General features: G+C 29.7%; 16 protein-coding genes, 4 tRNA genes and 1 riboswitch. Of the genes, 1 reads left to right on the top strand and 19 read right to left on the bottom strand.

The window, feature by feature from the left end; genetic code table 11:
* Window positions 1-9: 9 nt before the first annotated feature.
* The 11 genes from prfB to FGL08_RS10790 all read right to left on the bottom strand — a co-directional run bounded on the left by prfB (window position 10) and on the right by FGL08_RS10790 (window position 11,256).
* Window positions 10-1,120, bottom strand: a protein-coding gene (gene prfB, locus FGL08_RS10740) for a peptide chain release factor 2 (protein ID WP_179951329.1) whose coding sequence is annotated in 2 segments (ribosomal slippage) — window positions 10-1,041 and window positions 1,043-1,120 — 1,110 coding nt in all. Because the reading frame shifts where the segments join, the coding sequence is not laid out codon by codon here.
* A gap of 236 nt (window positions 1,121-1,356) precedes the next feature.
* Window positions 1,357-2,265: a hypothetical protein gene (locus FGL08_RS10745; protein ID WP_138210788.1), complete on the bottom strand. Its 909-nt coding sequence runs from the start codon at window positions 2,263-2,265 to the stop codon at window positions 1,357-1,359.
* 402 nt (window positions 2,266-2,667) lie between these two features.
* Window positions 2,668-5,172 (bottom strand): preprotein translocase subunit SecA, encoded by a 2,505-nt coding sequence (gene secA / locus FGL08_RS10750; RefSeq protein ID WP_138210789.1) that lies wholly within the window; start codon window positions 5,170-5,172, stop codon window positions 2,668-2,670.
* Window positions 5,173-5,401: 229 nt separating this feature from the next.
* Window positions 5,402-5,926, bottom strand: a complete 525-nt coding sequence (hpf, locus tag FGL08_RS10755; protein WP_138210790.1) for a ribosome hibernation-promoting factor, HPF/YfiA family — start codon at window positions 5,924-5,926, stop codon at window positions 5,402-5,404.
* Between the two features lie 256 nt (window positions 5,927-6,182).
* A complete protein-coding gene (locus FGL08_RS10760) occupies window positions 6,183-6,842 on the bottom strand; it encodes a ComF family protein (RefSeq protein WP_138210791.1) in 660 nt (219 codons plus the stop codon).
* A gap of 84 nt (window positions 6,843-6,926) precedes the next feature.
* Entirely contained in the window at window positions 6,927-9,146 is a 2,220-nt protein-coding gene (gene recD2, locus FGL08_RS10765) for an SF1B family DNA helicase RecD2 (protein WP_138210792.1), read from the bottom strand.
* 127 nt (window positions 9,147-9,273) lie between these two features.
* Window positions 9,274-10,449, bottom strand: a complete 1,176-nt coding sequence (gene metK / locus FGL08_RS10770) for a methionine adenosyltransferase (RefSeq protein ID WP_138210793.1) — start codon at window positions 10,447-10,449, stop codon at window positions 9,274-9,276.
* A gap of 90 nt (window positions 10,450-10,539) precedes the next feature.
* A riboswitch (SAM riboswitch) is annotated at window positions 10,540-10,643 on the bottom strand.
* A 158-nt stretch (window positions 10,644-10,801) separates the two neighbouring features.
* A tRNA-Tyr gene (locus FGL08_RS10775) sits at window positions 10,802-10,886 on the bottom strand.
* 96 nt (window positions 10,887-10,982) lie between these two features.
* A tRNA-Tyr gene (locus FGL08_RS10780) sits at window positions 10,983-11,067 on the bottom strand.
* A gap of 7 nt (window positions 11,068-11,074) precedes the next feature.
* Window positions 11,075-11,150 (bottom strand) — tRNA-Thr (locus tag FGL08_RS10785).
* A 21-nt stretch (window positions 11,151-11,171) separates the two neighbouring features.
* A tRNA-Tyr gene (locus tag FGL08_RS10790) sits at window positions 11,172-11,256 on the bottom strand.
* Window positions 11,257-11,495: 239 nt separating this feature from the next.
* On the opposite strand from FGL08_RS10790, the gene yyaC reads away from it, so the two are divergent.
* Window positions 11,496-12,044, top strand: coding sequence for a spore protease YyaC (gene yyaC, locus FGL08_RS10795; protein ID WP_138210794.1), 549 nt, complete (start codon window positions 11,496-11,498; stop codon window positions 12,042-12,044).
* Window positions 12,045-12,072: 28 nt separating this feature from the next.
* On the opposite strand, the gene FGL08_RS10800 is transcribed toward yyaC, so the two are convergent.
* The 8 genes from FGL08_RS10800 to atpD all read right to left on the bottom strand — a co-directional run bounded on the left by FGL08_RS10800 (window position 12,073) and on the right by atpD (window position 19,827).
* Window positions 12,073-13,065 carry a rod shape-determining protein gene (locus FGL08_RS10800; protein WP_138210795.1) on the bottom strand — a complete coding sequence of 331 codons (993 nt, stop codon included), beginning with the start codon at window positions 13,063-13,065 and terminating at the stop codon, window positions 12,073-12,075.
* 235 nt (window positions 13,066-13,300) lie between these two features.
* A complete protein-coding gene (gene spoIIID, locus FGL08_RS10805; RefSeq protein WP_138210796.1) occupies window positions 13,301-13,552 on the bottom strand; it encodes a sporulation transcriptional regulator SpoIIID in 252 nt (83 codons plus the stop codon).
* A 77-nt stretch (window positions 13,553-13,629) separates the two neighbouring features.
* Entirely contained in the window at window positions 13,630-14,445 is an 816-nt protein-coding gene (locus tag FGL08_RS10810) for a M23 family metallopeptidase (protein ID WP_171012057.1), read from the bottom strand.
* A gap of 198 nt (window positions 14,446-14,643) precedes the next feature.
* Window positions 14,644-15,732, bottom strand: coding sequence for a stage II sporulation protein D (spoIID, locus tag FGL08_RS10815; RefSeq protein WP_138210798.1), 1,089 nt, complete (start codon window positions 15,730-15,732; stop codon window positions 14,644-14,646).
* Window positions 15,733-15,886: 154 nt separating this feature from the next.
* Window positions 15,887-17,146 (bottom strand): UDP-N-acetylglucosamine 1-carboxyvinyltransferase, encoded by a 1,260-nt coding sequence (murA, locus tag FGL08_RS10820; RefSeq protein WP_138210799.1) that lies wholly within the window; start codon window positions 17,144-17,146, stop codon window positions 15,887-15,889.
* 28 nt (window positions 17,147-17,174) lie between these two features.
* Window positions 17,175-17,828 (bottom strand): hypothetical protein, encoded by a 654-nt coding sequence (locus FGL08_RS10825; RefSeq protein ID WP_138210800.1) that lies wholly within the window; start codon window positions 17,826-17,828, stop codon window positions 17,175-17,177.
* A gap of 179 nt (window positions 17,829-18,007) precedes the next feature.
* Window positions 18,008-18,409: an ATP synthase F1 subunit epsilon gene (atpC, locus tag FGL08_RS10830; protein ID WP_138210801.1), complete on the bottom strand. Its 402-nt coding sequence runs from the start codon at window positions 18,407-18,409 to the stop codon at window positions 18,008-18,010.
* A 26-nt stretch (window positions 18,410-18,435) separates the two neighbouring features.
* Window positions 18,436-19,827 (bottom strand): F0F1 ATP synthase subunit beta, encoded by a 1,392-nt coding sequence (gene atpD / locus FGL08_RS10835; RefSeq protein WP_138210802.1) that lies wholly within the window; start codon window positions 19,825-19,827, stop codon window positions 18,436-18,438.
* Window positions 19,828-19,836: the final 9 nt, after the last annotated feature.

Consider the following 19,836-nt stretch of genomic DNA (forward strand, 5'->3'; position numbering starts at 1 on the left):
ATAAAAAAATTATTTCAGTTCTCTTTCTAAATAAGAATTAATGAATATATCAAGTTCACCATCTATAACAGCATTTACATTAGAAGTTTCCACTCCACTTCTATGATCTTTTACAAGATTATACGGATGAAATATATATGATCTAATTTGGCTCCCCCAACTGATACCTTTTAATTCTCCACTTAAATCTTCAATTTTCTCTTTATGTTCAAGTTCCTTTAAAGTAACAAGCTTTGCTTTTAACATCTTTAAAGCTGTTTCTTTATTAGTAAACTGACTTCTTTCATTTTGACATTGAACGATAATTCCTGTAGGTATATGAGTTATTCTAATTGCAGATTCCGTCTTATTAACATGCTGTCCACCAGCTCCACCTGATCTATAGGTATCTATCTTTAAATCTTGTGGATTAATTTCTATATCGTCCTGTTCATCACGCAATTCTGGTATAACCTCACAGGATGCAAAAGACGTCTGCCTTTTTCCATTTGCATTGTACGGAGAAATCCTAACCAGCCTATGAACACCTTTTTCTGCCTTTAAGTATCCATAAGCAAATTCTCCACTAACCTTTAAAGTAACAGTTTTTATTCCAGCTTCATCTGCCGATATATAATCTAAAACTTCTATTTTAAACCCTTTTTTATCACACCATCTAGAATACATTCTATATAACATTTCAGTCCAATCCTGAGCATCATTTCCGCCTACCCCAGTATGGAGAGTGAGTATAGCATTATTTCTATCATACTTACCTGAAAGTAATGTTTCAATTTTTAAGTTTCTAAGTGTATTTTTTATTTCTTTTAATTCACACTTTATTTCGCTATAGGTGGATTCATCATTTTCTTCAATACTAATCTGAAGCAGCACTTTTAAATCTTCTGCTCTATTTTTAAGCAAATTATAATTATCTATCTTATCTTTTAGGATTTTAGCTTCCTGAGTTATTTCCCCAGCCTTTTGAACATCATCCCAAAAACCATTTTGCTGCATGGTTGTTTCTAATTCAGATAATTTACTATATAAGTTATCTAAGTCAAAGAGAAACCCTCATTTCACTTACTCTATCAACAATTTCATTAATTTCATTACTTATTTCTTCTAATTTAACCAACAAAGTTAGCACCTCTTTCCTACTAATTACATAAACAAAATATATTATAACACAAATTTTACTTACTTACTTTGATTTATATAAAGTTAAATAGAAAAAACTTACAGAAGTTTTAGCTAAAAAATAACTAGATATTTTTTATGTAATTAAATAGGAGGGAAAAAATATTTTCCCTCCTGTGTTAGTATAAAACCAAATTAATAACTATAAAAGTTAAAAATCTGAATTTTATTTACTTATTATTTTTTTGTATATCCAGATGTACTTTTATTGTATAAAGCTTTATCTATTGGGGTATTTACTTCTAATTTACTAACTTCTAATTTATCTTTTATTTTTCCATTATCATCAAATGATAAAAATTGAAGTACTATTCCCGTTTCTTTATCCATAAGTAAAGAGAATTTCCCTTTCATATTACCACCTAGATGTGGATCAATTACTCCCTCTAACTTATATACATTTCTACCTAAAAAAGTTGTCTCTGTATAATTCCAATCTTCATAAATATATAGGTATTTTGAAAATGCCTCCGCACAAATAATATCGCTGCTTACACCTAAATATCCAATGTCTGTTCTATTAGACGTTGGATTTAAATATAGTTCAAAGGGTCTTACAATTGTAGGTTTTTCTTTCTCTTGTTTTTCCTCAAACTCTCTATAACTTTTATCCTCATCCTCAAAAACTTTTCTCTTATCATCATGATAAATTAAAGTTACAGGTTTTTTTCCACTCTCTTTTATCACTGATACTGAGGATTTATTTTCTGTATCAACTGCAAAGGTATATTTTCCATTCAAGTTCAGCATAGTACTTTCCTCATTAAATTCCCCTTTACAGGTTTTAAAATTATCTACAGCATTAATCATTTTAAAATGTATTTTTTCCTTGTCAGGATAATTAAAATTATTTTTTATCTTTTTACCTATTGGATTTACTTTTAGCAGTTCTTCTCTATCAGATAATTTTATTTCCATATTGGTATTGTTTTTTTCTGTCTCTTTCCCTTGTGCCGCTATAACTTCCCTTTTTTTATTAGAAATGCTAATATTAACTCCACTTACTTTAAGTTCATACCCCATAAATGATGCAGCTGATATTGTTAATACTATTGCTAATATATATCCCTTAGATTTTTTATTCATACTTTCCCTCCTAAATTTTTATTGTATTTATATATCTAATGCACTCATAAAGTTTTTTCTTTATCTCATTCGTATATTCAATAATAATTCTCACACATTCAATATAATAATTGACTTTAAAATAATCTTTTTATCTTAACTCTTATCATAAATTCCTCCTATCTAACTTAATTTTGTCAGCCTTAAGCTTACAAAATTAAATTTATCACATTTAATACCATTTTTAAGCATCTTTATAATTTCTTAATAATATCATTCACTTATTGTAATATTTTACACACAAAAAACACCTTACTATAAAATTTTTATACATTTTATAGTAAGGTGTTAACATTAAATTCTTATTTGGTTGCTTTATATCCTTAGAAAATCCTTAGACCAAGCCATATATTATCAAAGTTTCTATTCAAATCTTCCGCAGCAGTTTTTATACTTTTTACCTGAATTACATGGACATAAATCATTTCTTCCAACTCTTTCACCTTTTCTAATTGGTTCCTTTTTTAAATCCTCATCACCATGTTTTGTGTTGGTAACTACTGCTACTCTTTCTCTCTCTATGTTTTGATGAACTTGAACGTGGAATAAATATTTAATAGTTTCAATTTTTATATTCCATATCATTTCATTAAACATATCAGTTCCTTCAAATTGATATGCTTGAACTGGATCCTGTTGTTTATATGCTCTAAGACCTATTCCTTGTCTTAAATGATCCATATTATCTATATGATCCATCCACTTAGAATCAACAACTTTAAGAAGTATAATTCTTTCAATTTCCCTTATTTCTTCTGATTCCTCAAATTCTGATTCCTTTTCTTCATATAATTTTAATGCACTTTCTGTTAACTCTTTTTTAATATCTTCTATTCCCTTTTTAGATAACTCTTTAGTATCTATAGAATTTTTAGGAACAAATATATCTTCTAAATATAAAACAAGTTTTTCAACTTCATTTTCGTAATCGTCTTCTACATTTCTAATATGAGAATCCACTGTTGCGTTTACTATGTCTTCGATCATATTTACTATTTGTTCTCTTAAATCTTTTCCTTCTAAAACTTGTGCTCTTTGATCATATATTATAGTTCTTTGCTGATTCATAACATCATCATATTGTAGTACATTTTTTCTTATGTCAAAGTTATTTCCCTCAACCTTCTTTTGAGCACTTTCTATAGCATTAGAAACTAATTTACTTTCTATAGCTTCGTCTTCAAGACCTAGTTTATCTACTACCCCTTGAAGCCTCTCAGAACCGAATATTCTCATTAAGTCATCATCTAAAGAAACATAAAATCTTGATTCTCCTGAGTCACCTTGACGACCTGAACGACCTCTTAATTGGTTATCTATACGTCTTGACTCGTGCCTTTCAGTTCCTATTACTTTTAGTCCACCTACTTCTAAAGCATCATCTTCTAATTTTATATCTGTACCACGTCCTGCCATGTTAGTTGCAATTGTAACCATTCCTTTTGCACCAGCATGAGATACAATATCTGCTTCTTTCTCGTGGAACTTAGCATTTAAAACCTGATGCTTAACACCTCTTTTTTTAAGCAAATCAGATATTACTTCTGATTTTTCGATGCTAACTGTACCTACAAGTACAGGCTGACCTTTTTTATTAGTTTCTACTATTTCTTCTACGATAGCATTATATTTAGCTTTTTGTGTTTTAAATACTAAATCTGGTTTATCGGCTCTAGCTATTGGTTTATTTGTAGGAATCTCTATTACGTCAAGACCATAAATTTCTCTAAACTCATTCTCTTCAGTTTTAGCAGTACCCGTCATACCAGCTAGTTTTTTATACATTCTGAAATAGTTTTGGAATGTAATAGTTGCTAAAGTTTTAGATTCCTTTTCAACTTTAACTCCTTCTTTAGCCTCTATAGCTTGGTGAAGTCCATCACTATATCTTCTTCCTTCCATAAGTCTTCCAGTAAATTCATCAACTATTATAATTTCGCCATCTTTAACCATATAATCTTTATCTTTTCTCATATGATAATTAGCCTTTAAAGCTTGAATTACATGGTGTTGAATCATCATATTCTCTGCATCTGCATAATTATCTAACTTAAAGAATTTTTCTGCTTTTTCTATACCCGTATCAGTTAATATAACAGAGTTAGCCTTTTCATCAAGTTCATAATCCCCTTCAGAAATACTCTTTACAAAGAAATCTGCGATCTTATAAAATTCAGTAGACTTATCCCCTTCTCCTGATATTATAAGCGGTGTTCTAGCCTCATCAATTAATACAGAGTCAACCTCATCCACAATACAATAGTTTAATTTTCTTTGTACTCTTTCCTCTTTGTATATAACCATGTTATCTCTTAAATAATCAAAGCCGAATTCATTATTTGTACCATAAGTTATATCTGATTCGTAAACCGTTCTTTTCTCTTCTGCACTTAAGTTATGAAGGTTTACTCCTACGGAAAGTCCTAAAAACCTATATATTTGTCCCATCCACTCACTATCTCTCTTAGCAAGATAGTCATTTACTGTGATTACGTGAACTCCATCACCTGTTAAGGCATTCAAATAAGTAGGTAAAGTTGCTACTAAAGTTTTTCCTTCTCCAGTCTTCATCTCTGAAATTCTTCCTTGATGAAGAACTATTCCACCTATTAATTGTACATCAAAATGTTTCATTCCTAGAACACGCCATGAAGCTTCTCTAACTACTGCAAAAGCTTCTGGAAGGATTTCATCTAGGGTTTCTCCTTTGCCTAATCTTTCTTTAAATTCTAAAGTTTTATTTTTAAGTTCTTCATCTGTAAGTTTAGACATAGATTCATCATAAGATTTTATTTTATTTACTATTGGTGTGATCTTTTTTATTTGTCTTTCACTATATGTACCAAATACTTTTTCATAAAGCTTCATACTTTGTCATCCTCACTCTATTTTTATTAACTTAAGTGCCTATAATTAAAAATTATATCATTTAAAATTTCACTATTCAACTTAATATATCTATATTTAATCATTTTATAACATTACTTAAAATTTCTACATAAATGTAATAAGAACTTTATATTATTATATCTATTAAATTATATATAATTAAAGCAGTGATTACTATCACTGCTTTAAACTTATATTCAAATTTTCATTAAAATTCAGGTTCGATTAAACCATAATTACCATCTTTCCTCTTATATATAACATTTACTTCTGATGTATCTCCATCCATATACATAAAGAAGTTATGACCTAAAAGCTCCATCTGTAACATAGCTTCTTCTGAAGACATAGGCTTCATTGCAAACTTCTTTGTCTTAACTATCTTAGGTTCTTCTTTAGGATGCTTTTCTTCCTTTATGAAAGAAAAAGCTAAACTTTCGCCTTGTAACTTTCTTTGCAACTTAGTTTTCTGTTTTCTTATTTGTCTTTCTATTTTATCTAGTACTAAGTCTACTGACTTATACATATCTTCACTTTCTTCTTCTGCTCTTAAAATTCCACCTTTAAAAGGAATCGTTAATTCAAAATTGTGAAGTTCTTTTTGAACACTTAACACTGAATGAGCTTCCACTTCTTGTTTAAAATACTTATCTAGCTTCAACAACTTATTAGAAATCACTTCTTTAAGTGCTTCTGTAATCTCAATATTTTTGCCAGTGAATTTAACTTTCATAAACTCAGCCCCTCTCACATATTAAGAGTTTTGTTAAATGCTTAGTTGAATTTAGTTGTTCAACTGTTGCCTTGTATATATTTTATAATGAGCATATAAAAATAACAATGATTTAAAAAGAAATTCACATAATATTAAATAAATTTACACACTACCTTCTTAAAATTGCGTACTTTCTTTAACTTTATTATCTTATATGAATGGATGAATTATATAAACATATATGATATAATTATATACTGTGGGGTATTTTAGATTAACCTATATTTCTAGCTACAGTAAGCAGTATTACTTCTTTAGCTCCACTCTGTTTTAACACCTCATTACAGTTATATATTGTAGCCCCTGTAGTTATAACATCATCTATAAGTAAAATCCTTTTATCTTCAATGTTATATTTTTTATTAAAGAAAAACATGTCTCTTACATTTTCCCATCGTTCTTTTTCACTTAACCCTATTTGATCTTTAGTTCCATCTTTTTTTAAAAGTAACTTCTTTTTTTCTATTTTTAACTTCCTAGATGTATAATGTGCTAAAACTTCACTTTGATTATATCCACGTCTTTTCTTTCTACTCTTGCTGCTTGGCACAAAAGTTATAATATCTATATTTATATTGTTTTTAACTATAAAGTTATAAATTAATCCACTTAAAAATTCAGCGGATTTAAAATCATTTTTATATTTCATTTTTAAAATTAATGTTTTTATAGTATTAGAGTAATAAGCACAACTATAACACTTAAAGTTATAATCATGCTTATTAATCTCAAAATAGCTATGACATAATATTAAATTTTTTAAACAAGTATCACAAAGAAGTTCCTCATTATATAATGTTTTATCACAGCATAAGCATAAGTCACTTCTATAGTAAACTAAATCTAAGATACAATTTAAAATATATTTAAGCATATTTATATTATCCTCTATTATAAATATATTATAAAAGCCTATATTCTAAATATATCCAATTTTTATTTTTCTATTCTCTTAACCTTAAAAATCTTCCATTATACTACATATCCTCCACCTAAGTGATGAATATCTCTCAAAACTTCTATCATTTTTCACCATAAAGCTTAATGCTTTCTCTTGACCAACTAAAACTGCCATCTTTTTTGCCCTTGTAATTCCAGTATACAATAAGTTTTTATTCATAAGCATAGGTGGTCCCATAAACATAGGTATAATAACAACTGGAAATTCACTTCCTTGACTTTTATGAATGGTTATTGCATACGCAAGGTTAAGTTCATCCAAAAATACATTATCATATTTAACACGCTTTTCATCATCAAATAAAACAATAAGATTTTCGCTATCATCTATATCTGTTATATAGCCTATATCACCGTTGTATACTCCAATACCTTCTTCACTATTATCTATTTTAGTCCATTTCATAGAGTAGTTATTCTTAATCTGCATAACTTTATCCCCTACTCTAAAAATAGTATCTCTAAATTCTTTTTCTTTCTTATTTTTACTTTCTTTATTTAATATACTTTGTAAACTCTTATTTAAATTTTCTACGCCTAATATCCCTTTTCTTGTAGGTGATAATATTTGTATGTCTCGAATATTATTCCAGTTTTCATTAAACTTAGGAAGTCTTTCAGAAATCAAGTCTAAAATAGTCTTAATAACATTCTCCATTTCACCGCATCTTAAAAAGTAAAAGTCATTATTCTTTTTATTTATTATAGGCATTTCTCCATTGTTTATTTTATGGGCATTAACTACAATCATACTTTCTTTGCCTTGCCTAAAAATCTCCTTCAATCTAACTACTTTTACACTTTTACTTTCTATTAAATCTCTCAATACATTTCCAGGTCCAACAGAAGGAAGTTGGTCTACATCCCCCACTATGATTACCCTAGTTCCTAGGGATACAGCTTTTAAGAGATTATTCATAAGCATAATATCTATCATAGATGCTTCATCTATAATAACTACATTAGATTCCAAAGGTTCTTCTTCACTTTTAAAAAACTGCATATTTGAATCATCATCACTATATCCTATTTCTAAAAGTCTATGTATTGTCTTTGCTTCTCTATTTGTAGCTTCAGTCATCCTTTTTGCAGCTCTACCAGTAGGGGCCCCCATAGTAACAGTCATTCCTGCATTTTCAAAAATTCTAATTATACAATTTATTATTGTGGTTTTACCTGTTCCAGGACCACCAGTTATAATTTCCATACCACTTTCAAAAGCTCCACAAATAGCTTCCTTTTGAGAAGGTGCAAATTTAATGTTATTTTCTTTCTCAAAACTTTTTATTTCCTCTTCCACATCTATATTAATTTTATCATAGGAAGACATGGTTAAACTTAAAACCTTTTTAGTAACAGATAATTCACTATAATAATAAGGAATAGTAAAAACACATTCTACTCCATCAATATTCTCAACCTTTATATTTCCTGAGACCACTACTTCAAAAATATTTTTTTCTATTTCATCTTTATTTACACAAAGAATACTTTCCCCTCTTTTTAAAAGTTCATCCATAGGCATATAGGTATTACCTAACAAACAAAATTCATTTACAACATACTTAATACCACTTTTTATTCTATATGAGGAATTTTTATCAAGGCCCAAATTTAAGGCTATTTTATCTGCTGTTTTAAAGCCCATACCCGATATATCCTCTACCATTTTATATGGATTTTGTTTTAAAATTTCTATAGCATTAGTACCATACTTATTATATATTTTCACACATTGATTAGCAGTTATACCATAGGGTTGAAGAAATATCATTATATTTCTTACTTCCCTCTGCCTTGAATAAGATTCATATATAAGTTTTATCTTTTTTTCACCTATACCCTCGATTTCTTTTAACCTATCTATATCATTATCTAAAATATCTAAAGTTTCTTCTTTAAAATGATCTATAATCTTTCTTGCTGTGACAGGTCCTATACCAGATATTATTCCTGAAGATAGATATTTTTCTATGCCTATAAGAGTCTTTGGTACTATCTCCTCACAAGATAACACTTTTAACTGTTTCCCAAAGGTAGGATGGGAAGACCACTCCCCTTTAATTTTTAAATTTTGTCCTTCTACCAGAAAAGGAATTGTTCCTACTATAGTTATTTCATCTTTACTATTTTTTAGTTCCTTTATTTTGGCTACAGTATACCCATTTTCCTCATTTTTGAATATTATACTTTGTACTATACCTATCATTTCTAACATAGAATCTCTCCCATTATTTTTTAAACACTTAAATTATAACATATAAAAGAAATCTTCAATAATATAAAATAAAAAACACGGATACACTTAAAGTATGTCCGTGTTTAATTTCTTTAACTTAATATAACTAAATATATTTCTTTATTTCATCAACCTTATCTAAGTGTTCCCATGGAAGGTCTACATCTGTTCTTCCAAAATGTCCGTACGCCGCTGTTTGTCTGTATATAGGTCTTCTTAAATCTAGTTCTTTTATAATAGCAGCTGGTCTTAAATCGAAAACTTTATTTACTATTTCTACAATTTTATCGTTCTCAATTTTACCAGTTCCAAATGTCTCTACACTTATAGATACTGGTTTAGCAACTCCAATGGCATATGCTAATTGAATTTCCATCTTATCTGCTACTCCTGCTGCAACTAAATTCTTAGCTACCCATCTTGCAGCGTATGCAGCTGATCTATCAACTTTTGTAGCATCCTTTCCTGAGAATGCACCACCACCATGTCTTCCAGCTCCACCATAAGTGTCTACTATTATCTTTCTTCCAGTTAATCCAGAATCCCCTTGCGGACCTCCAATTACAAATCTTCCTGTAGGATTTATAAAATATTTTGTAGTAGAATCCAATAATTCTTGTGGTACTACAACCTTTATTACATTTTCTATTAAGTCCTTTTGTATTTGCTCATGAGTTATTTCTGGAGCATGTTGAGTAGAAATAACTATTGTATCTATTCTAACAGGACCATTTTCGCCATATTCTACAGTGACTTGTGTTTTACCATCTGGTCTTAAATAATCTAAAATACCTTCTTTTCTAACTTGTGATAATCTTAAAGATAATTTGTGAGCAAGAGAAATAGGTAATGGCATATACTCTTCTGTTTCATTAGAAGCGTATCCAAACATCATACCTTGATCTCCAGCACCTATATCTTCTATAGCAGACTTTTCTCCTTCTCTAGCTTCTAGTGCCTCATCTACACCCATAGCTATATCAGAAGATTGTTCATCTATAGATGTTATAACAGAACATGTATCTGCATCAAATCCAAACTTAGCTCTTGTATATCCTATATCTTTAATTGTATTTCTAACAACTTTAGGTATATCAACATAACAATTAGTACTTACTTCTCCTACAACCATTACCATACCTGTAGTTACAACTGTCTCACAAGCTACCCTTCCTTGTGGATCTTTAGATAATATTTCATCCAAAATAGCATCTGAAATTTGGTCACATATTTTATCTGGATGCCCTTCAGTAACTGATTCTGACGTAAATAGTCTTCTCATTTTTAATCCTCCTAATAAAATTTAGCCATTATTTTATAATAAAAAAACCTCTTCCAAAATAAAGAAGAGGTAGCATTTACATGTACACACCTCTTATCTTGCAGAATATTCTGCAGGAATTGGCACCATAATGCTTTTAAGCATCGGTTGCCGGGTTTCATAGGGCCCTTTCCCTCCACCTCTCTTGATAAGAGCATCATATTCGATTTTAATTAAATGTTATCATGGAATTAAAAAAATGTCAATAAGAATTTATATTCATAAATCTATCTAATAATTTAAATTTATACTTAATTTTCACTACTACAAATATAGTATATAAAAGTAAAAGGACATACAACGTATGTCCTTTTGGTGGATGAAGATGGATTCGAACCATCGAAGCGAAACGCAACAGATTTACAGTCTGCCCCCTTTGGCCACTCGGGAACTCATCCAAGTATTCTATTATCAACATACATTTAAACATATTAGCTTTAATAAAATAATATATTACCATGTAATGTTAAAAGCTATTTAATTTTAAATTAAAATGGTGGATGAGGATGGATTCGAACCATCGAAGCGAGACGCAACAGATTTACAGTCTGCCCCCTTTGGCCACTCGGGAACTCATCCGAATATATGGAGCTGGCAATAGGACTTGAACCTACAACCTGCTGATTACAAGTCAGCTGCTCTACCAATTGAGCCATGCCAGCATATATAATTTTAATTTAAATTGGTGGATGAGGATGGATTCGAACCATCGAAGCGAGACGCAACAGATTTACAGTCTGCCCCCTTTGGCCACTCGGGAACTCATCCAATTTAAAAGCATTTTGTCGTGTTTTCCGACAAGGATTAGTATACATTTTTATTAACATTATTTCAAATATAATTAACTTCATATTTTAGAATTATATTCTTATTTCTTATTATTACTCATTTTATCTCTAATATACATATAATTTTATTCAAAATTCATTTTGTTTAGTATATATTCATACATTTTCCTATATTTATATATAGTATAATTTAATTTTTATTAGCTGGGGGTATGCATATTGTGTAAAGAATACATAAACTATAAAGAACCTTTAGGATACTATAAAATCGCAAATTCAATATTAAAATATATAGACGAGGATACAATGTTAATATGTATAGGAACAGATAAATGCATTGGTGATTCTTTTGGTCCTATAGTTGGAAGCTTACTAAAACAAAAAAAGTTTCCCTTACCAGTCTTCGGAACTCTAAATAATCCTATTCATGCCTTAAACATAAAAAATAGATTAGAAGAATTAAAAAAAGCTTATCCCAATAAAAAAATTATAGGTATAGATGCATGTCTTGGAGAAGAACAATATATAGGAAGTATTGCTATTAGAAACCATCCAATTTATCCTGGAAAAGGCGTTGGGAAATCACTTCCCGAAGTAGGTACTGCATCTATTGTCGGCATAGTTGATGTTAGTGAAAAAAATCAATTATTTTCTGCGAGAAATATACGCCTAAACTTCATATATAATATGGCTATTTTTTTATGCGATGCATTAATCCATTCCTATTATTTATATAGTTTACAAGCAAATAAAAAAATACAAGCTTAACATAGCTTGTATTTTTTTATTTATGACTTTAAGATTTTCCTAAATAATCTAAATACTTACCAGTTCCTAAAGCAACACAAGATACACTTTCTTCTGCTACATAAACTGGAACTTTGGTATGTTCTTGTACCAATTTATCTAAACCATTTAATAAAGCTCCGCCGCCAGTCATTACAATACCTTTATCAGCTATATCTGAAGCCAATTCTGGTGGTGTTTTTTCAAGCACTGAATGAGCACATTCAGCTATAGCTGAAACTGCCTCACTTAGAGCTTCTCTCATTTCGCTGGAAGTTACTTCAATATTTTTAGGTAAACCAGTTATCAAGTCCCTACCTCTTATCTCCATCTTTTTTTCCTCTACTTCATATGCACAACCAATATTAACTTTTAAGTCTTCAGCAGTTCTTTCTCCAATCATAAGCTTGTGCGTCTTTCTTATGTACTTAATTATAGCCTCATCAAACTCATCACCTGCAACCTTGATAGATTGTCTAACAACCATACCACCTAAAGAAATAACAGCAATATCAGTTGTTCCTCCTCCAATATCTATAACCATATTACCACTAGCTTTAGATATATCAAGTCCTGCTCCTATAGCTGCTGCAACAGGTTCTTCAATAAGTTCAATCATTTTAGCTCCTGCCATCCTTGCAGCATCCTTAACAGCTCTTCTTTCTACTTCTGTAGCTTCACAAGGAACACAAACTGCGACCCTTGGAGATGATGATTTTTTTCTACCACAAGCTTTACGTATAAAATGCTTAAGCATCTTTTCTGTCATATCGTAGTCAGATATAACTCCATCTTTTAATGGTCTTATAGCTACTATATTCCCTGGTGTTCTACCAATCATCTGTCTAGCTTCTTCACCAACTGCTAGTACCCTATCATTTGTTTTGTCAATTGCAACCACTGAAGGCTCTTTTAAAATTACACCTTTTCCCTTTATGTAGACTAAAACTGTAGCCGTACCTAAATCTATGCCCATATCAGTTCCCATTCCAAAAAAAAACATAGTTTTCACTCCTGCTCTTTGGTATATTAGTTTTAACAGTTAATATTTCTATATGAATAATCAAAATTCCTCTTTATAAAGATATTTTTTTTATCTTTTATTTTATTTTTTTCTAAAAAGTGAATTTATATAATATATTTAAAATAATATCATATCTTTATAAACTTTTTATAAATTTTTTATAAACTTTGGATAAATTATTATACCATAACAGTTTTGCATATGAAATAGGGATTTAGCTAATACTTTTATACTTTAATTGAGTCGCCTTTCCACCACGTATATGTCTCTCTGACTTATTCACTTCTAAAATATACTTAGCTTCGTCTGCAATTTGAGGATTAATTTTAGGTAATCTTTCAGTCATATCTTTGTGTATAGTACTTTTACTTACTCCAAATACTTTTGCAGTTTTTCTTATAGTTGATTTCGATTCTATTATATATTTAGCAACTTCTAAAACTCTTTCCTCTATATAATCCTTCAACAATAATACCTCCTTAAAATAACTTTAATATTATAAAATAGCCACTTTGCAAAAAAGCGGCTATTTTATTTGAAAGACTATTTTATAAATTTAGCTGGGTTTATATACTTATTTTCATAGTCTAAATCTTTAAAATTGCCATTTCCTTGTAACATAGCAAAATGTAAATGTCCTGCTTCTTTCTTATCATCACTTTTAGAAGCTCTTAATGTAGTATTTCCTACTTTTCCTATTTCTTGTCCTTGTTTTACTTTGTCACCTTTTTTAACAGAAAGTTTTCCATCTAAGTTAGAATAGATTGTTTTGAATCCGTTTTTATGATCAACTACAACCATATATCCATTTCCTTTTGGATTATCTCCTATAGTTTCAATAACTCCATTTGCCGCAACTTTTACAGAAGTTCCAATCTTAGCTGCTATATTTACACCAAGATTTGTTTTATATGTTTTAGTCTTCTCGTCACTAAATTCTTGTGATAATACTGGAACTTCAGAATATTCTTGTAGTACTTTACCCTCTACAGGCTTTGTAAACTTCATATCCACATTGTTGGATACTGATGCAGTATTGCCTTTTGAGTTTAACTTCTTACCACTTTTATAAACCTTAACATCAGGTTTTTCTTTATTATTTTGAGCTACTTTATTTTTTTCTCTTTCTACTAACAGTGCATTATCCGGTTTATCACTTTTTGTTTTAGTATCTTTACTAACTATATTCTTAGTAGCCTCTTTCTTGTTTGTTGCAACTTTCCTTGAATTAATTGTTATAGCTGCAATTGCAGCAACTATACATAAGGAAACAAATAGAATTACGTAAAAACTCTCTTTCTTTAGAAATTTTCCAAAGCTTCTTTGTGAATCATGAGTATTATTTGCTTTATTATCCATTAATAAGCACCTCCTGTTAGTAATTTTGTCCATTAAAACGTAAATAATACATGTTTAGAATAAAAATATTTATATATATTTATATTTATTATTAGACATAATGTGACAATATGTTATTTGGTCAAAAAAATATCCTAAAAGTTTATTGATAGCTATAAGGCTTTACCAATAAAAACTTTTAGGATCTTAAATAGTTTACTATTTATATTTTAACTTTGTTATACTAGTACCACTATAATAATGGTTTAATATCTCATTATATTTTTTACCCTCTTTTGCCATGACACTTGCTCCCCATTGACTCATACCAACACCATGTCCATACCCTTTGCAAGAAAATTTAATATGATTTCCTTGAAAACTTACTTTAAAATTCGAAGAAGTAAGTCCCATTATACTTCTTACAACTTTTCCTGTAGTAACTGTATTTCCTATTTTAATTTGTGATATACTTCCGGCATTACTCCTACTAATAATTTGTATATTTTGTTCAATATTATTACTGTCTATTTTTAAATTAGGAAACTTTGTTTTCATTGAATTTATAAATTCATTTTTTGAAAAACTAAACTCCTTCTTAAATTTAGGTGCTATTTCTTCTCCTGGACTTTCAACACTTTTCAAATACGGGGCACCCTTTGCAAATACATCCTCTGAGTTTTCTGTATTTCCGCTACTCACGGCAAAATAATATGGATTCATAACTAACTCATCGTTATAACTTAGCACTTCCCCCTTTGTGTCTTTTACCGCTTGTTCAACTTTTTTATATAACTCAAGTCTTTGAGATTTAGGCCAAGAATTTAGCCTTTTTTCTTTATTTATGTATGCCTGACAGTGAACAGTATCACAAAGGTCAGCATTTTGGTTAAGATTACACCCTCCTTTAAATATGCTTTTTAAATGTGCTACCGTATATGTTCTCGCTGCAACTGCTTGTGCTTTTAAAGCCTCTTCCCCAAAATTAGCTGGCATTTCCGCCGAAACTACCCCAATAATATAATCTTCAATATCTAACTGAACCACCTTTTTATCCTTTGATAAATATATATTAACTTTGGAATCTATTTTATTTTTTAATATTTCTTTCTTTTCATTTTTCTCATCTTTTGAATTGGTACTTTTGCTTTCAACCTTAGGAACACTCTCATTTTTCTGAACTACTTTACTATCATTTCCCTTATTTTTACCCATTATGGTTACTGAAAGTATTATTATAAATAAATTAAATATAATAAATCCTACTAATATATCTTTTAATTTAAAGGATACAATTACCTTTCTCATTTTATCACCTCTTGTGAAAAATTATATGTTATATAGAATATTTTATTATAGAATATTTTATTTATTCCTAATTATTTCAAGTTCAAATAATAATATATAAAAAAACCTAAAAGAAAATTTTATAAATAAGTTTCTTTTAGGTAAAAGTTTAATTTTATTCTTTTATTCTTTTAATATCTGCGCCTAACTCCTTAAATCTTTTTTCTATATCTACATAACCTCTATCTATATGATAGACATCCGATATCTTAGTCTCACCCTCTGCTATAAGACCTGCTAATATCATTGCTGCACCAGCTCTGAGATCTGTAGCCTTTACTTCCGCACCTGTTAATTTATCTACCCCTTGTATTATAGCACTTCTTCCATCTATCTTTATATTAGCACCCATCCTACTTAGTTCAGCTGCATGCATAAATCTATTTTCAAAAATTGTTTCTGTTATAACACTGGTTCCTCTAATTACACTTAATAATGAAGTTATTTGAGATTGCATATCTGTAGGGAATCCAGGGTATGGCATAGTCTTAATATTCGTAGGTGTAAGAATTCTCCTACCATCCACTTTCATAGTATCCCCTTTAATTAAAATATCCACTCCCATTTCCCTAAGCTTCGCTATTACGGGTTTTAAATGTTCTTCCTTTATACCTTTTATGTTAATTAAACTATTCGTAATAGCAGCCGCTATCATAAAAGTTCCCGCTTCTATTCTGTCATATATGGGCGTGTATTCTATTCCTTTTAATTCTTTTACTCCTGCAATTTTTATTGTATCAGTTCCTACTCCTTCAATTTTGGCACCCATTTTTATTAAACAATTAGCTAAGTCTTCTATTTCAGGCTCTTCGGCACAATTTCCTATAATTGTATCACCTTCTGCTAAGGTAGCTGCCATCATAATATTTTCTGTTGCACCTACTGAGGGAAAATCTAAATATATATTAGATCCTACTAATTTTCTAGCCTTAGCTTCTACATATCCATGTCCTATATTTATATCTGCTCCTAAAGCTGCTAACCCCTTTAAATGTAAGTCGATAGGTCTTGTACCAATATTACATCCTCCTGGTAATGAAAGTTTGAATTTTCCAAACCTCGCGAGCATAGCTCCCATAATCAAAAAGGACGCTCTCATTTTTCTTACTAATTCATCGGACGGTTGTACTGCCTTTAAATCACTGCTATCAATTATAATTTCTCTACTTATTTCATCTATGTGAACTTTTCCGTTAATTGACTTTAAAACTTCTGAAAGAACAATTACATCTTCAAGCATTGGCAAATTTTTAATAGTATTCTTCTCTCCATTTAAAATACATGCTGCCATAATAGGTAATACAGCATTTTTAGCAGAATTAATTTCTACGATTCCCTTAAGTTCTTTCCCACCTTTTACAATAATCTTGTCCATAACTATCCTCCACTCTTTATTAGTTTCTCTAATAAGAAATAAAAATTTCTGGGTCACCTATTACTAAATAATTTGCTGTATCATAGGAAGAAAAAACATAATAATATTCCTCTTCTACTTTATTTGATACTTTTGTACTATAGGCATTGCTAAGTTTAATTGTTTCTAATATATATCCTTTATTATTTAAATTATCTTCTACTTTATTTTTTTCAGTTTCTATTTCTATATTATTTTTTAATTTTGCTTTGATATTAAAATTTATTTTAATATTGGACTTTATAGAGCTTAAGGATTTCTCAATCTTCTGTACTAATTTATTAATTTTTTCTTCATTATAACCTTTCATAGATATGAATAAGTTAAATGAATACTTACTATCATAATTAATATACAAGTTTGCTGCTTCTAAATTTTCATAAAGATCATTAAATCTACTTTCCTTCAAATAAATATCTTCTTGTGAAAGGATATCTTTAATTTCATTCTTATATTTTTTTATTTTATCTTTATTTCCAAAAGTCCCTTTTATAGATACATAGGTTGTAATATCTTCTGAAGTTATACTAGATAAAATTTCATTATTAAAACTATTCACATTTGTACTGTAGCAAATTAAGGATTTATAATTAATTATAATTAAAAATGTTATTATTAATAAAGATAATTTTTTAGTCTTCATAATTAAACCTCTTTAAATTTTATTTATATCTTAATCATTTACACTTTTTCACATTTTATACTTATAGATTTAAAATAAAGACTTTGTATTATATATTATAATATAAATATTCATAGTAAAATGTTCCTATATGCGCATAAGAAAAGGCAACCTCTATAGGTTGCCTTTTCTTAAAATATTTATATATTTCTAATTTTAGTTCTTATTAACGCTCTTTTCAACGCTAATTCAGCCCTCTTTATATCAGTCCCCTCAGGCATTGTTTTTATTCTTTCTTCAGCTCTTTCTTGAGCTTTTTTAGCCCTATTAACATCTATATCTTCTGGCCACTCTGCGGAATCACAAAGTATATCTATTGATCCTTTATCTACCTTTAAAATCCCTGACGATATAAATGCTTTCATTTCTTTTTCTTCCTTAGTTTTAAAGGTACATATATGTGGCAATAAGGATTTCACCATACTCATATGACCTGGAAGTATTCCTAAACTTCCTTCTTTATCTTCTGTAATTAGTTTAGTTATAGTACCTGAAAAAAACTTTTTCTCAGGCGTAATAATATTTAGTATTATTTCTTTCATTTATTTCACCTTCAACGAATTCAATGCTATTCCATAGATTTAGCTTTTTCAAGCACCTCTTCTATAGTTCCTACAAACAAGAAAGCACTTTCAGGAATGTCATCAAGTTTACCTTCTAAAATATCTTTGAATCCTTTAACAGTATCCTCTATAGCTACAAATTTACCTTGCATACCTGTAAATTGTTCTGCAACTGTAAATGGCTGTGATAAAAATCTTTGTATCTTTCTAGCCCTAGATACTGTTAATTTATCCTCTTCTGCTAGTTCATCTACACCCAAAATAGCTATTATATCTTGTAATTCTTTATATCTTTCTAGTATATGTTTAACTTTAACAGCCACATTATAATGTTCTTCTCCAACAACTCTAGGATCTAATATTCTTGATGTAGAATCTAATGGATCTACAGCAGGATATATACCTAGTTCTACTATATCCCTTGATAACACAGTCGTAGCATCAAGATGCGTAAAAGTAGTTGCTGGTGCGGGGTCAGTTAAATCATCTGCAGGTACATATACAGCTTGAACTGAAGTAATTGATCCATTTTTTGTGGATGTTATTCTTTCTTGTAATGCACCCATTTCAGTTGCAAGGGTTGGTTGATATCCAACTGCACTTGGAATTCTTCCTAACAATGCAGAAACTTCAGAACCAGCCTGCGTAAATCTAAATATATTATCTATAAATAAAAGTACATCTTGCCCTTGATCTCTAAAATATTCTGCCATAGTAAGTCCTGTCAATGCTACTCTCATTCTCGCTCCTGGTGGTTCATTCATCTGTCCAAATACTAGTGCAGTTTTCTCTATAACCCCAGAATCTTTCATTTCATTATATAGGTCATTACCTTCTCTTGTTCTTTCACCAACACCTGTAAATACAGATAGACCTCCATATTGTTTTGCAATATTATTTATAAGTTCCTGAATTAATACTGTCTTTCCAACACCTGCCCCTCCAAACAATCCTATTTTACCGCCCTTAGGGTAAGGTGCTAAAAGGTCTATTACTTTAATTCCAGTTTCGAATATTTCCGGCTTTACTGATTGTTCCTCAAAACTTGGTGCTGATCTATGAATAGGATATGATACATCAGTTTTTACTGGTTCTCCCTCATCCATGGGTTTTCCTAAAACATTAAATAATCTACCTAAAACAGGATTCCCAACAGGTACAGTGATTGATTTTCCAGTATCGAAGGCATTCATTCCTCTTCTTAGACCCTCTGTATTTTCTACAGCTATTGTTCTAACAATATCATCTCCAATATGTTGCTCAACTTCCGCCACAATCTTTCTGTCACCCATATCAATCTCAATAGCATTATATATATTAGGCAACGCATCTGAATCAAATTTAATATCGATTACCGGTCCTATAATTTGAACTACTTTTCCTATTTGTCCTGGCATTATTTCACC

Origin of the sequence: Hathewaya histolytica, assembly GCF_901482605.1 — a bacterium.
Lineage (GTDB): Bacteria > Bacillota > Clostridia > Clostridiales > Clostridiaceae > Hathewaya > Hathewaya histolytica.